The 13673-nt window shown below is 67.5% G+C and carries 14 protein-coding genes; 10 read left to right on the top strand and 4 right to left on the bottom strand.

The annotated features are described in order from the left end of the window. Positions 1-60: 60 nt before the first annotated feature. Positions 61-528 carry a MarR family winged helix-turn-helix transcriptional regulator gene (locus tag BKN51_RS33380; RefSeq protein ID WP_101611398.1) on the top strand — a complete coding sequence of 156 codons (468 nt, stop codon included), beginning with the start codon at positions 61-63 and terminating at the stop codon, positions 526-528. Positions 529-649: 121 nt separating this feature from the next. Next, positions 650-1342: a CAP domain-containing protein gene (locus tag BKN51_RS33375; protein WP_101611397.1), complete on the top strand. Its 693-nt coding sequence runs from the start codon at positions 650-652 to the stop codon at positions 1340-1342. On the opposite strand, the gene BKN51_RS33370 is transcribed toward BKN51_RS33375, so the two are convergent. The 3 genes from BKN51_RS33370 to BKN51_RS33360 all read right to left on the bottom strand — a co-directional run bounded on the left by BKN51_RS33370 (position 1336) and on the right by BKN51_RS33360 (position 5363). Further along, positions 1336-2331: a cation diffusion facilitator family transporter gene (locus BKN51_RS33370; protein ID WP_101611396.1), complete on the bottom strand. Its 996-nt coding sequence runs from the start codon at positions 2329-2331 to the stop codon at positions 1336-1338. The two genes, BKN51_RS33375 and BKN51_RS33370, sit on opposite strands and share 7 nt — an antisense overlap. Positions 2332-2361: 30 nt before the next feature. Next, positions 2362-2799, bottom strand: coding sequence for a DUF742 domain-containing protein (locus BKN51_RS33365; protein ID WP_233223042.1), 438 nt, complete (start codon positions 2797-2799; stop codon positions 2362-2364). 281 nt (positions 2800-3080) lie between these two features. Then, a complete protein-coding gene (locus tag BKN51_RS33360) occupies positions 3081-5363 on the bottom strand; it encodes a (Fe-S)-binding protein (RefSeq protein ID WP_101613607.1) in 2283 nt (760 codons plus the stop codon). 153 nt (positions 5364-5516) lie between these two features. Here BKN51_RS33360 and BKN51_RS33355 point away from each other — a divergent pair, with 153 nt between their 5' ends. Genes BKN51_RS33355 through BKN51_RS33345 form a run of 3 tightly spaced genes read left to right on the top strand, consistent with a single transcriptional unit; the run spans position 5517 to position 6861 of the window. After that, complete coding sequence (locus tag BKN51_RS33355; protein ID WP_101611394.1) at positions 5517-5843, top strand: DMT family transporter; 327 nt, start codon at positions 5517-5519, stop codon at positions 5841-5843. Further along, positions 5844-6404: a TetR/AcrR family transcriptional regulator gene (locus BKN51_RS33350; protein ID WP_020632424.1), complete on the top strand. Its 561-nt coding sequence runs from the start codon at positions 5844-5846 to the stop codon at positions 6402-6404. A 22-nt stretch (positions 6405-6426) separates the two neighbouring features. Next, positions 6427-6861 carry a GNAT family N-acetyltransferase gene (locus BKN51_RS33345; protein WP_168214445.1) on the top strand — a complete coding sequence of 145 codons (435 nt, stop codon included), beginning with the start codon at positions 6427-6429 and terminating at the stop codon, positions 6859-6861. 374 nt (positions 6862-7235) lie between these two features. Here BKN51_RS33345 and BKN51_RS33340 read toward each other — a convergent pair whose 3' ends face one another. Next, positions 7236-7775, bottom strand: coding sequence for a YbhB/YbcL family Raf kinase inhibitor-like protein (locus BKN51_RS33340; RefSeq protein WP_101611392.1), 540 nt, complete (start codon positions 7773-7775; stop codon positions 7236-7238). Between the two features lie 161 nt (positions 7776-7936). Between BKN51_RS33340 and BKN51_RS33335 the strand changes: the two genes are divergently transcribed. From BKN51_RS33335 to grpE, 5 genes are all read left to right on the top strand, one after another. Then, positions 7937-8704 (top strand): DUF4097 family beta strand repeat-containing protein, encoded by a 768-nt coding sequence (locus tag BKN51_RS33335; protein WP_101611391.1) that lies wholly within the window; start codon positions 7937-7939, stop codon positions 8702-8704. 26 nt (positions 8705-8730) lie between these two features. Beyond that, positions 8731-9417, top strand: a complete 687-nt coding sequence (locus BKN51_RS33330) for a DUF4097 family beta strand repeat-containing protein (RefSeq protein WP_233223041.1) — start codon at positions 8731-8733, stop codon at positions 9415-9417. After that, the gene (locus tag BKN51_RS33325; protein ID WP_101611390.1) at positions 9414-10832 is read left to right on the top strand and encodes an alpha/beta hydrolase; all 1419 of its coding nucleotides are present in this window, start codon (positions 9414-9416) and stop codon (positions 10830-10832) included. Before BKN51_RS33330 ends, BKN51_RS33325 begins: the two co-directional genes overlap by 4 nt. Before the next feature lie 165 nt (positions 10833-10997). Then, complete coding sequence (dnaK, locus tag BKN51_RS33320; protein ID WP_101611389.1) at positions 10998-12875, top strand: molecular chaperone DnaK; 1878 nt, start codon at positions 10998-11000, stop codon at positions 12873-12875. Continuing rightward, complete coding sequence (gene grpE, locus BKN51_RS33315) at positions 12872-13651, top strand: nucleotide exchange factor GrpE (RefSeq protein ID WP_101611388.1); 780 nt, start codon at positions 12872-12874, stop codon at positions 13649-13651. The genes dnaK and grpE overlap by 4 nt, the downstream gene beginning before the upstream one ends. The last annotated feature ends 22 nt before the right edge of the window (positions 13652-13673 follow it).

The following is a 13673-nucleotide window of genomic DNA, read 5'->3' as shown; positions in this document are numbered from 1 at the left end:
TCGAATCTCTTAGAAACTAATTCGTTCTATCGAACTAAAGACTCCGCTAGACTGGCCGACGTGTCAAGCGAGCGGGCGGAACTGGTCGAGCGGATCCTCAACGGGTCGCGGGCGCTGTCCACCGAGACGGTCATGTTCCATACGGCGATCGCCGAGCGGAGCGGCCTTTCGGCGGTGGAGAGCAAGGTGGCCGACTACCTCGCCCGCTTCGGTCCACAGACGCCGAAGGCGCTTTCGCAGCTCTCGGGGCTCGCGCCGGCGTCGATCACCGCGCTCATCGACAGGCTCGAGAGCAAGGGGATCGTCGCGCGGAAGCCGCACCCCGAGGATCGGCGGAAGGTGCTCATCGAGATCGACGGGGCGATGATGGCCGGTGCCGCCCCGCTGTGGGATCACCTGGTGAAATCGGTCCGCGAGGCCTGCGAGAAGTACACGGACAGTGAGCTGGAGACGGTGATCCGGTTCCTGGGCGACGCCACGACGATCACGAACGAGTCCACAGGTTTGATCACTCAACGCAACCGTTGACCGGTATTACTACTTTCGGGGGTATTGCCGTAACCAGTTCGTGATAGTTTTCGGCCTCGTGTCCCCCAAGAGAGCAAGAAACCGGTTACTTCTTGTCACGCTCAGCTTTCTGCTCGGCGGAGTGATCGCCAGCGCGAGCTACCTGATGGTGACCGATCGGTTCCAGGGCACCGCGCTGAGCAACCTCTCGCTGAGCGTCCCCGACACCAAGGGCCGCTCCGGCGACGCGCTCGCGAAGCCTCCCGCCTACTTCGGCCAGACGACCGCTCCGGCGCCAGGCGACCCCGCGTCCGGTCAGCCCGCTCCGGCGCCGTCTTCGGAGGCTCCCACGACCTCCTCCGCCCCGCCCAGCTCGTCCTCCGCCGCGGCCGAGCCGCCCGCTCAGACTTCCGAGGCTCCGAAGCCCACTTCGAGCAAGGCTCCCGCGCCGCCCCGCTCGCAGGACAGTTCGCTCGCCGGTCAGGTCATCGACCTCGTCAACGCCGAGCGCGCCGACGCGGGCTGCTCGCCGGTGAGCAACGAGTCGCATCTCGCCGCGGCCGCGCAGGGACACAGTGACGACATGTCTGCCCGGAACTACTTCTCGCACACCACGCCTGAGGGCACCACGTTCGACCAGCGCATCCGGGCCGCCGGCTACGACAAGCCCGGTGCGGAGAACATCGCCAAGGGACAGTCGAACGCCGCCAAGGTGATGGACGCCTGGATGAACTCCGAGGGCCACCGCGCGAACATCCTCAACTGCAAGCTGAAGAAGATCGGCGTCGGCGTCAACACCAAGGGCATGTACTGGACGCAGAACTTCGGCTACTGACCCTTGTCCCATCGTTCGGCGATGTCGCCGTAGCGGGCCAGAACCGCCGCGCGAAGCTCGGGATCCGTGCGCGGGACCGGTTCGATGAACACCTCGGTGATGTCACCGAACGTCCGCGTCAGTTCGGCGGCCATCCGGACGCAGGCGCGTTCGACCTCCGCCGCGCCCAGCGCGTCGTCGAAGTCGACGCGAGCGCAGACGAGCACCTGGTCGGTGCCCATCAGCATGGTCTGCAGGTCGACGACGGCCTCGATCTCGGGCGCGCCCACCAGATGGTCCCGCACCGCGCGCACCAGCCTCGGATCCGCCTGCCTGCCGATCAGCAGGCCGCGGTTGGTGCGCCCGAGCACGTAGGCGACGAGCGCCAGCAGCACCCCGATCGCGATCGACGCCGCACCGTCCCAGACATGCGATCCGGTGAGCTGGTGCAGCCCGATCCCGGCGAACGCGAGCAGCAGGCCGATCAGCGCCGCCGAGTCCTCGAACAGGACGGTCTTCGGCGCCGGGTCGTCGATCATCCGCAGGTAGACCGAGATCTTCTGGCCCGCTTCGGCGGCGTCGCGCCGCACCTGCCGCACGGCTTGGAACCACGAGACGGATTCGAGGACGAAGGCGATCGCGAGGACGACGTAGCCGACGATCGGATCGGTCTGCTCGGTCGCTTCGCCGAACACCGTCGAGAAGCCTTCGTAGAGCGCGAACATCGCGCCGGAGGCGAAGATCGACACCGCCGCGAGCAGCGACCAGAAGTACCGTTCCTTGCCGTAGCCGAAGGGGTGGACGCGGTCCGCGGGGCGGTCCGAGCGTTTCAGCGCCGTCAGCAGGAGTACTTCGGTGATCGTGTCGGCCACCGAGTGCGCGGCTTCGGACAGCATCGCACCGGAGCCGGTGATGATCCCGGCGATCAGTTTCAGCACCGCGATGGCGAGGTTCACCCCACCCGCCAGCACTACGGTCAAGGTGCTTTCGTCGCCGGATTCTTCACTCACCTTGCGTAGCGTAGTGCGAGTGCGCCGATCTCACAGACGACGCAAACCCTGCAGCACGCGTTCCATCAAGGCGAGTGCCGGATGACCGTCGAATTCAGCTTGCGTTTCATGAACGGTAACCAAGCCGAGTTCGGCCATGTCACCCAAAAGGACCTTTGCAACGCCGAGTGGAACGCTTAGTGACGCGGCCACTTCCGCGACGGAAGTCGGACGGCGGCACAGTGATCGGACCGAATGGAATTCGACGCTGAACCCCGGAGCGCTCCAAGGCGCGTCGTTCCGGACGGAAATCATCGCTTCGATGGCGAAGTTCCGCTTGGACTGCGTGCGTCCGCCCGTGCGAACGTACGGGCGGACGCGCGTGCGTTGCCGTTCCTGCCGCGGCGGCCGCCGGGCGGCCGGGATGCTGGGGATGGTCGCTTCCTGCGCCATCCGGGCGAGTGCCGCGGCCGACGGGAGGCGGGCCATCGGGCGAAGGGTCGACGATCCCGGCGTCGCGAGGCGGTGTTCCTTGCGCTGACGGAGTTCGTGCCGGTTGCCCATTGATTTCCTCGCCCCTTTTTTTCAGACCCAGAGCCGTGCCGCCTAAAGAAACCTCGCAGACGACAACGGCAACGAGGAAACGCCAGCTTATCGTTGCCGTGTACCGCCGAACGGGTAACGGGACGGAATGGTCCGGACGGGATAAAACAAGAGGGGACATTCTCTCGCATTATGTGCGAGAGAATGTCCCCTCCGGCCTCGAGGTTCTACTTGTCTTCCTCCGAAGGCGGCGTTTCGCTGGCAGGCGCTTCGGCCTTCTCGTCGAGTTCAGCATCTGGGACGGCGTCCAAGGACGGCGCTCCCGCCGGGACCAGCTGCGGTTCCGGCTTGCGCTTGACGGCGGTCAGCAGCAGCTGCGCGACGTCGACGATCTCGACCTTTTCGCTCGCCTGGCCGTCGCTCTGCCGCGCGGTGAGGCCGTCATTGAGCATCACCTTGCAGAACGGGCAGCCGGTCGCGATCTTCGACGGCGCGGTGCCGAGCGCCTCGTCCACGCGCTCGACGTTGATCCGCTTGCCGATCTTCTCTTCCATCCACATCCGCGCGCCACCGGCGCCACAGCACATCGACCGGTCGCCATGCCGCGGCATTTCCCGCAGGGTCGCGCCGGTGGCCCCGACGAGCTCGCGGGGAGCGTCGTAGACCTTGTTGTGGCGGCCCAGGTAGCACGGGTCGTGATAGGTGACGTCCTCGGCGACCGGGGCCACCGGGGTCAGGTGCTTTTCCCGCACCAGGCGGTTGAGCAGCTGCGTGTGGTGCACGACGTCGAACTGGCCGCCCAGTTCCGGGTACTCGTTCGCGAGGGTGTTGAAGCAGTGGGCACAGGTGACGACCACCTTGCGTGCCTTGCGTTCGCGACCCTCGAAGACCGAGTTCAGGATCTCGACGTTCTGCTGCGCCAGCATCTGGAACAGGAACTCGTTGCCCGCGCGGCGGGCCGGGTCACCGGTGCAGGACTCCTCCGAGCCGAGCACCGTGTACTTGACGCCCGCGATGTGCAGCAGCTCCGCGACGGCCCGCGTGGTCTTCTTCGCGCGGTCCTCGAACGCGCCGGCGCAGCCGACCCAGAAGAGGTACTCGGCCTCGCCGAGGTCGCCGTCGAACACCGGCACCTCGAACTCCAGGTCCTCGGTCCAGGCGAGCCGGTCCTTGGCGTTCTGGCCCCACGGGTTGCCCTTGTTCTCCAGGTTCTTGAACATCCCGTTGAGCTCGCTGGGGAACGCGGACTCGATCATCACCTGGTAGCGGCGCATGTCGACGATGTGGTCGACGTGCTCGATGTCCACCGGGCACTGCTCGACGCAAGCGCCGCAGGAGGTGCAGGACCACAGCACCTCGGGGTCGATGATGCCGCCGTCGTCGCCGATGAGCGCCTTCTGGGACTCGGCGATCGCGAGGACGTCGATGCCCGCGTACATGTCGTCCCCGGACAAGCCGACCTCGTCGCCCGCCATGTCGCGCTTGCCGCCCGCGAGCAGGTACGGCGCCTTCGCGTAGGCGTGGTCGCGAAGCTGCGTGATGAGCAGCTTCGGCGAAAGCGGCTTGCCGGTGTTCCACGCGGGGCACTGCGACTGGCAGCGGCCGCATTCGGTACAGGTCGAGAAGTCCAGCCAGCCCTTCCAGCTGAAGTCTTCGACCTTGCCGACGCCGAAGGTGTCTTCGTCCGGGTCTGCCTCTTCGAGGTCGAGCACCTTGCCGTTGCTCATCATCGGCTTGAGCGCGCCGAGCGCGACGCCGCCGTCGGCCTCGCGCTTGAAGTAGATGTTGAAGAAGGCGCTGAACCGGTGCCAGGCGATACCCATGGTCATCGTGCGCGCGATGACGATGAGCCAGATCGTGGCGCTCATCAGCTTGACGAACGCGAACACCGAGACCAGGTTCGGGCTGGCGGGCAGCAGCTCACCGATCGGATGCGAGACGAACGCGGCCCAGACCGGGGTTTCGTGGACGTTCAGCGCGGACTTCGCGGCGCGGACACCGATGATGCCGATGCCCTCGATGAGCACGACGGCTTCGATGAAGTACGCCCACTTGAAGTTGGAGCCCTGGAAGCGTGACTGCCTGTCGGCACGGCGCGGGTGGTTCTTCTGGCGGACCCAGATCAGCACCAGGATGCCGACGATCGTGCCGACGCCGAGCAGCTCCATGAGCAGCTGGAACAGCGACCAGTCGTCGAGGATGGGCCAGCCCCAGGTCGGTACGAAGACCTCGCCGTACGCCTCGAACAGGGCCAGCGACCCGATCAGGAAGCCCCACATGACCAGCCAGTGCGCCGGGCCGACGCTCTTGACCTTGTTCATGCGGGTGTGCGCGGCGAATTCCTTGATCAAGGTCTTCATGCGCGGCATGAACGGGCCGTTGCGGGTCGAGTCCGGCTGACCGAGGCGGATCACCCGCACGAAGCGGGCGATGGTCGCGAAGAACATTCCCCAGGCGACGACGCCGAGCAGGACCGCGATCCCGCCGAGCGTCAGCTGTACAGCGCCCATCATCGGGTGCCTTTCGTCCGAGTGAAGCGTGTGGTGGTGGGGGCAGACTAATGCTTCTTACTGATGGGTAACCCACTGACCGCGCCCAAGTCCCACCGATGTGGTGTACGCCTCTCTTTGTTTTAAGACGATCGTCCAGGTAGTTTTTGTGACATGGGTGCATACCTTCTCCTCGCTTTCGCGATCGCCGCCGAGGTGACCGCCACGGTCTCGCTGAAGCTCTCGGAGGGCTTCAGCAAGCTGGGCCCGTCGATCCTCGTGGTGGCCGGATACGCCTTCGCGTTCGTCGCGCTCGCGTACGTTCTGAAGGCGGGCGTGCCGGTGAGCGTCGCCTACGCGATCTGGGCCGCGGCCGGTGTCGCGCTCGTGGCGGCCGTCGGCATCGTGTTCTTCGAGGAGCCGGTCAACTTCGCCGTGATCGCCGGGCTGGCGCTGGTGGTCGGCGGTGTCGTGTTGATCGAGGTAGGGAGCGCGCACTAAGTGAAGATCCAGGTCGACGGCCGGAAGGCCAGGGGCGAGAAGCGGCGCGAGGAGATCATCGCGGCCGCTCTGCGGGTGATCGAGCGGGACGGCGTCGCCGGGGTCACCCATCGGACGGTCGCCACCGAAGCGGGCGTGCCGACGGCTTCGACGACCTACCACTTCTCCAGCCTCGACGACCTGCTGATCGCGACCCTCATCTCGTGCGCGAGGGATATGGCGACCGAGGTCTACTGGATGATCGACAGGGCCCGTTCACGCGGCAGCCGCGGCGCGGAAGAGGTCGCCGGTCTGCTCGCCGAGGCGCTGGGACCGCGGCGCGGGCGGACGATGGCCGAGTACGAGCTGTACCTGCTGGCCGCGCGCAAACCCGAGCTGCGGCCCGCCGCGCGGCGCTGGCTGGACGTGCTGACCTCGATGGTCCGGCACGACGACGAGGTCGCGTTCCGGGTGTTCCTCGCCGGTATCGACGGCCTTCTGATCCAGGGCCTCATCGACGACGAGCCGCCGTCCGCGGACGAGCTGCGGCCGGTGGTGGACTACCTGCTGAAACCTCGTTGACCTGCCGGGTAACTTGCGGATCATGAGGACTGTCGGTGCTTACGAACTGGACGACGACCCGGCTCGGGTGGACCTCGACGTGGTGTGGAAGTGCCTGTCCACCAGCGTCTACTGGGGCAAGTGGCGAGACCGCGAGCTGATCGAGAAGGTCTTTCGGAACGCGTGGCGCGTCGTCGGCGCGTACGAGGCTTCGACAGGCCGCCTGGTCGGCTTCGCGCGGGCGTTTTCGGACACCATCGGCAGCGCCTACCTGGCGGACGTCTTCGTCCTCGAGGACGCGCGCGGCGCGGGGCTCGGCAAGGAACTGGTCCGGGAGATGATCGACAACGGCCCGGGCGCGGAGTTCCGGTGGATGCTGCACACCGCCGACGCGCACGAGCTGTACCGGCCGTTCGGCTTCGGGGACCCGCCGGAGGGGCAGTACATGGAGCGGTCCCGGGCCAACGGGCAGGCCTAGCGCGACCCCCTCCCCCTCCCTCCCCCGCTCACGTGCAAGGAAAGGCCCGTTACTTGCAAAATTTGCAAGTAACGGGCCTTTCCTGTCACGACGACCTCGCGACCGATGCCCCCAATGTGGCATCGGAGACGCTCAACGTCCCCAATGTCACATTGGGAGCGCCAGCCACCCAGCACCCCGCACCCCGGCTGTCGCGACCGGACCGGTCACGCGGGGACTGTGTGGATTTCGGGTCATCTGACGTCTCAAAATCCACACGGTCGGTGCCCTGGGAGGTGGCCGTCGGGCGTGAGGGTCCGAAGAGTGACCAAAGTCCGTGAAGGCCTCCTTCCCTACGCTCAGGGTAGGTAAGGAGGCCTTCACGGAAAAGCAGGTCAGCCCTTGTTCTCGTGCAGCGCCGTGAGTGACGCCCGGGCGATGGCGTGACTGAAGAGGTTGAAGCCGAGAAGAGCCGGCGTGGCGTCCTCGCCGACGTCCAGCTTTTCGACGTCGACAGCGTGCACCGCGAAGATGTACCGGTGCGGCCCGTGCCCGGGCGGCGGGGCGGCCCCGAGGAACTGCTTCACGCCACCGTCCCCCTTCAGGGTGACGGCACCCGCCGGCAGGCCGGAGCCCGCCTCGTCGCCCGCGTTCGCCGCCAGCGCGTTCACCGAAGCGGGGATGTCGAACACCGCCCAGTGCCAGAATCCGCTCGCGGTGGGGGCGTCGGGGTCGTAGCAGGTGACGGCGAAGCTCTTGGTCTCGGCGGGGAAGCCGGTCCAGGACAGCTGCGGGGAACGATCTTCGCCGCCCGCGCCGAAGATCCCGGAGAGCTGGGGCGTCGGCAGGAAGCCGCCTTCTTCGATGTCGGTGCTGCTCAAGGTGAAGGCAGGCAGATCGGGCAGGAAATCGTACGGATCGGGTGCCTGCGGCATGCGTCCTCCTGATCGTGGAACCGATGACCCCGCCAGGTTATGACCCCGGCGACCCTGGCGCGGGCTCAGGGACGATTCCGGGGGTTACCCCTATGTCCAACCCGTCGCGCGCCCCTTAGCGTCGAGACAGACGAAAACCTGCTCTGGAGGGACTCAAGACCATGGCGCGCCCACTCCTCGCAATCGGAGGCATCGCCCTGATCGGCGTCGGCGTCCTCACCGGCCTCGGCTGGTGGTGGCCGTCCGACGCGTCGGCGACCACCGAACTGACCCAGTCGATCAAGAGTGTCCGCGTCGAGAACGACAGCGGGGCGCTCAAGATCCGCTCGGGCGGCGGCCAGGCCGTGGTCCGCCAGGACTTCTCCTACCGCTGGAACAAGCCCGGCGACGCGTATCGCGTGGAAGGCGACACCCTGGTCCTCGCCGGCTGCGGAGACCACTGCGAGGTCGACTACGACGTGACCGTCCCGGCGGGGGTCCCGGTCACCGGCCGGGTCGACTCCGGCGCGGTGGAGATCGCCGGGGTGTCCACTGTGGACATCCAGGTCGACTCGGGACGGGTCGAGGTACGCGACGTACCCGGCACCGTGAAGGTCCAGGCCGACTCGGGCCGCGTCGAACTGAAGAACATCGGGCAGGACGTCGACATACACGCGAGTTCCGGCGCCATCAAGGGCGAGCGGCTCGGCGGGAATGTGAAGGCCAACGCCAACAGTGGCCGTATCGAACTCGAACTGGTCAAGGGCGCGGACGTCACCGCGCGGACCGACAGCGGTTCGATCGAGGTCAAGGTGCCCTCCGGCGACTACAACGTCACCGGCACCACCGACAGCGGCAGTCGCGACATCGACGTGAACCAGTCGGGTTCGGCCCAGCACAAGCTCGATCTCACCACGGACAGCGGAAGCGTCTCGGTCAAAGCGGCCTGACGCACTTATCGGGGGAACACTTTCTCATGGTTAGCAAAGCTCTGTTCACTAAAGAGCGGCGCGTCCTCGGCGCGCTCGCTCTCGGCGCGCTGGTGGCCTTCGGCGTCGTCGGCTGCACGGGCGAAGGCCGCGAGACGCTGAGCGACGGGACGCCGGTCACCGAGCAGATCACCGCGATCCGGGTCGACGTCCCGGTCGGCGGGCTCAAGCTCCGGGTCGAGGACGGCGCACCGGTCTCGCTGCACCGCGAAGTCACTTACACCGGCCGGAATCCCGGCAAGACGCACAGTGTCGAGAACGGCACGCTGGTTCTCGGCGGGTGCAGCCAATGCGGCGTGGACTACGACGTCGTGGTCCCGCGCGAGCTCGCGATCTCCGGGTCCATCGGCACCGGCAAGATCACGCTCACCCGCGCCGCCGCGGTGGACCTCCGGGGTGACACCGGGGATCTCGAGGTCCTGAACTCGACCGGGCCGGTGAAAATCGTCACCGGCACCGGGGACATCAAGGTCGGGCTGACCAAACCGGGCGCGGTCACCGCGAGCGCGGACACCGGGCAGGTCACCGTCACGGTTCCCGACGGCGCGTACCGCATCAACGCCAGCTCGGAGACCGGCAAGGTCGAGACCGTCGGCGTGCGGCAGGACCAGGCCTCGGCGAACGTGCTGGACCTCAAGTCCGGCACCGGCACGGTCACGGTGCGGCCCGTATGAGGACGAAGGCACTCGCCGCCGTCACGGCGCTGACCCTCCTGCCGCTGTCCGCGCTGCCTGCGTCCGCCACGCCCCGGCTCGACTGGAAACCGTGCGCGACCGAGTACGCGCCGACGCTGGAATGCGCGAACCTCCAGGTGAACGGGACGATCTCGATCGCGCTGGCGAAACTGCCCGCCACCGATCCCGCGCGCCGGATCGGTTCGCTGCTGACGAATCCGGGTGGTCCCGGCGGCGCCGGGGTCACCGTGCTCAAGTACGGCGGCCGCGGTTTCGCGCTGGACAAGCCGGAAACGGCCGAGCTGCGGCAGCGGTTCGACGTCATCGGATTCGACCCGCGCGGCGTCGGCGACAGCAGGCCCGCGGTCACCTGCGCGCCCACGCTGCACGACCCGGCGATCGGCCGGTTCCCGAAGAGCCGCGCGGACTACGACAAGTTCATCGCGCACAACCGCGCTTCGGGCGCGGAGTGTCTCAAGAGGACGGGACCCGTACTGTCCCAAGTGGACACTTGGCACGCGGCCGACGACATCGAGTCGATCCGGGTCGCCTTGGGTGAGCCGAAGATCAGCTGGCTCGGCGTCTCCTACGGTTCCGAACTCGGCGCCGTGTACGCGGAGAAGTACCCGAAGCGAGTCCGCACGATGGTGCTCGACGGCGCCATCGACCATTCCCTGCCGACGAAGAAGGCGATCCTCGACGAGGCCATCGCGACCGAAAGCGCGCTCGGCGACTTCGCGAAGTGGTGCCCGACCTCGGACGAGTGCGCGCTTCGCGGCAAGGACGTCCTCGCCACCTACGACACGCTCATGGCGACGCCCGGCGGTGTCCCGGCGAGCGAGCTCGGGCGGAACGTGACCGCCGAGGAAATGGCGTCCGGTGTCTACGGCGCGCTCATCCTGCCGGCGTTCTGGCCGGAACTGAGCAAGGCGATCTCGGCCGCGACGGCGGAGAAGCCGGACGCGACCGGGCTGGCGCCGTACTCGCAGCTGGACCCGTCCTACGGCGCGTACCGCGCGATCGGCTGCCACGACTTCGGCCCGGCCTTCACCTCCTACGCCGACATGCGCGTCATGCAGGGGCTGGTGAAGACCCTCGCCCCGCACAGCTGGCGCTACTCGGAGTTCTGGGACATCACGAGCGGCTGCGCGGGCTGGCCCGTCACCCCGGCGTATCCGCCCCAGCCGCAGAAGGTGCGGGGCGCGGCGCCGATCCTCGTGGTCGGCGGCGAACACGATCCGGCGACGCCACTGGCCTGGGCCCGGGGGCTCGCGAAGAACATCGAGAACTCGACGTTGCTGGTCGACACCGGATACGGGCACACGGGGCTGCTCAACTCGGCCTGCGTGCGCACCGAAGAGGTGAAATACCTGGTGAGCGGGGTCACACCCGCTCCGGGCAAGGTCTGCCGGTAGTCCGGGAACAAGACGCCCCGGCCGCTCGTTGAGCCGGATACAAGGTTGAGTGCAGTCGGCTCAAGTCCGGCTTGACGGAAACCCCACGATCCCGATAGAACTTGCGTGACGCCCACTCAACATGGGGGCGAACGTGCAGGTCACGAATAGCAGGAGGAACACACCATGGCGCGAGCGGTCGGCATCGACCTCGGCACGACCAACTCGGTCGTCGCTGTCCTTGAGGGCGGCGAGCCGACGGTCATCGCCAACTCGGAAGGTTCACGCACCACCCCGTCCATCGTCGCCTTCGCCAAGAACGGCGAAGTGCTGACCGGTCAGCCGGCGAAGAACCAGGCCGTGACGAACGTCGACCGCACCATCCGGTCGGTCAAGCGGCACGTCGGTACCGACTGGAAGACCGAGATCGACGGCAAGGCGTACACCTCGCAGGAGATCAGCGCCCGGGTGCTGATGAAGCTCAAGCGCGACGCCGAGGCGTACCTGGGCGAGACCATCACCGACGCGGTCATCACCGTCCCCGCCTACTTCGAGGACGCGCAGCGGCAGGCCACGAAGGAGGCCGGGCAGATCGCCGGCCTGAACGTGCTCCGCATCGTCAACGAGCCCACCGCGGCGGCGCTGGCGTACGGCCTGGACAAGGGCGAGAAGGAACAGACCATCCTGGTCTTCGACCTCGGTGGCGGTACGTTCGACGTCTCGCTGCTGGAGATCGGCGAGGGTGTCGTCGAGGTCCGCGCGACCTCCGGTGACAACCACCTCGGTGGTGACGACTGGGACGAGCGCATCGTCACCTGGCTGGTCGACAAGTTCAAGGCCTCCAGCGGCATCGACCTCACCAAGGACAAGATGGCGCTCCAGCGCATCCGTGAGGCCGCCGAGAAGGCGAAGATCGAGCTGTCCAGCTCGAACTCCGCGGGCATCAACCTGCCGTACATCACCGTGGACGCGGACAAGAACCCGCTGTTCCTCGACGAGCAGCTTTCCCGCGCCGAGTTCCAGAAGATCACCTCGGACCTGCTCGAGCGCACCCGCAAGCCGTTCAACAACGTCATCCGTGACGCGGGTGTCGCCGTCGGCGACATCGACCACGTCGTGCTCGTGGGTGGTTCCACCCGCATGCCCGCCGTGTCGGACCTGGTCAAGGAGCTGACCGGCGGCCGCGAGCCCAACAAGGGCGTGAACCCGGACGAGGTCGTCGCCGTCGGCGCCGCACTGCAGGCCGGTGTGCTCAAGGGTGAGGTCAAGGACGTCCTGCTGCTCGACGTGACCCCGCTTTCGCTGGGCATCGAGACCAAGGGCGGTGTGTTCACCAAGCTCATCGAGCGCAACACCACGATCCCGACCAAGCGTTCGGAGATCTTCTCCACCGCGGACGACAACCAGCCGTCGGTGCAGATCCAGGTGTTCCAGGGTGAGCGCGAGATCGCGGCGCACAACAAGAAGCTCGGCATGTTCGAGCTGACCGGTCTCCCGCCCGCCCCGCGTGGCGTGCCGCAGATCGAGGTCACCTTCGACATCGACGCCAACGGCATCGTGCACGTCCTCGCGAAGGACCTCGGCACGAACAAGGAGCAGTCGATGACGATCACCGGTGGCTCCGCGCTGCCGAAGGACGACATCGAGCGCATGGTCAAGGACGCCGAGGCGCACGCCGAAGAGGACAAGCAGCGCCGCGAGGAAGCGGAGACCCGCAACCAGGCGGAGACCCTCGTCTACCAGACGGAGAAGTTCGTCAAGGACAACGAGGACAAGCTGCCCGAGGAGCTCAAGGGCAAGGTGAAGTCCGCGATCGACGAGGCCAACGAGTCGCTCAAGGGCACCGACTCGGCGAAGATCCGCGAGTCCATCGAGAAGCTGAACACCGCTTCGCAGGAGCTCGGCACGGCGCTCTACGCCAACGCGGCGGGCAACGCCGCCGATGGTGCCGCCGCCGGTGAAGGCGCGGCCGGGACCGCGGGCGCGGGCACCGGTTCGCAGGCCAAGGCCGACGACGTCGTCGACGCCGAGATCGTCGAAGAGGACGAGAAGGACAAGAAGTGACGGGACGCTACGACGAAACCGAGGGCCGGGGCCCGGAGGAACCGGTGGTCGTGCGGGACCGTCGGCGGATCGATCCGCTGACCGGTGAAGTCCGTCCGGCTGCCCCGGCTGCCGAACCGCAGGACGGTCCGAAGCACGCCGCCCCGGTTGAAGACACCGTGGAGCCGCTGGAGTCCGCGCCGGAGCCCCCCGTGACCCACGCGGGGCCCGGCCTCGGGGACTCCATTGTGGACGATTCGGTGGCGGTGGCCACCGGTCTGGAGAAGGAGCTGGCGGAGCGCACCGCCGACCTCCAGCGTCTCCAGGCGGAGTACGCCAACTACCGCAAGCGCGTGGATCGCGACCGCGAGCAGGTCGTCACCGGCGCGAAGGCGTCGGTCGTCAACGACCTGCTCCCGCTGCTCGACGACCTCGAGCGCGCGGAGCAGCACGGCGATCTGACCGGTGCCTTCAAGGCGGTCGGCGAGAAGCTGGTCGGGAGCCTGCAGCGGTCGGGTCTCGAACCGTTCGGTACCGAGGGCGAAGCCTTCGACCCGAGCGTGCACGAGGCCGTGCAGCACAGCACGTCACCGGACGTCGCGGGCCCGACGGTCACCACGGTCATGCGCCGCGGTTACCGCTTCGGCGAGCGTGTGCTGCGCGCGGCGCTGGTCGGGGTCACCGACCACGAGCCGGGTGCCGCCGGAGCACCGGCGGCGCAGGCCGCCCCGGTGGACCCGCCCGTCGGCGGCGAGCTGCCGCTCGAGGGCGAGCTCTTCGATGAGAACGACCGCTGATCGGCGATACGGCGTGAAAGGA

It is taken from the genome of Amycolatopsis sp. BJA-103 (genome assembly GCF_002849735.1).
Taxonomy (GTDB): domain Bacteria; phylum Actinomycetota; class Actinomycetes; order Mycobacteriales; family Pseudonocardiaceae; genus Amycolatopsis.
The sequence above is the reverse complement of the archived record's forward strand: the minus strand, read 5'-3'. Positions and strand labels throughout refer to the sequence as shown.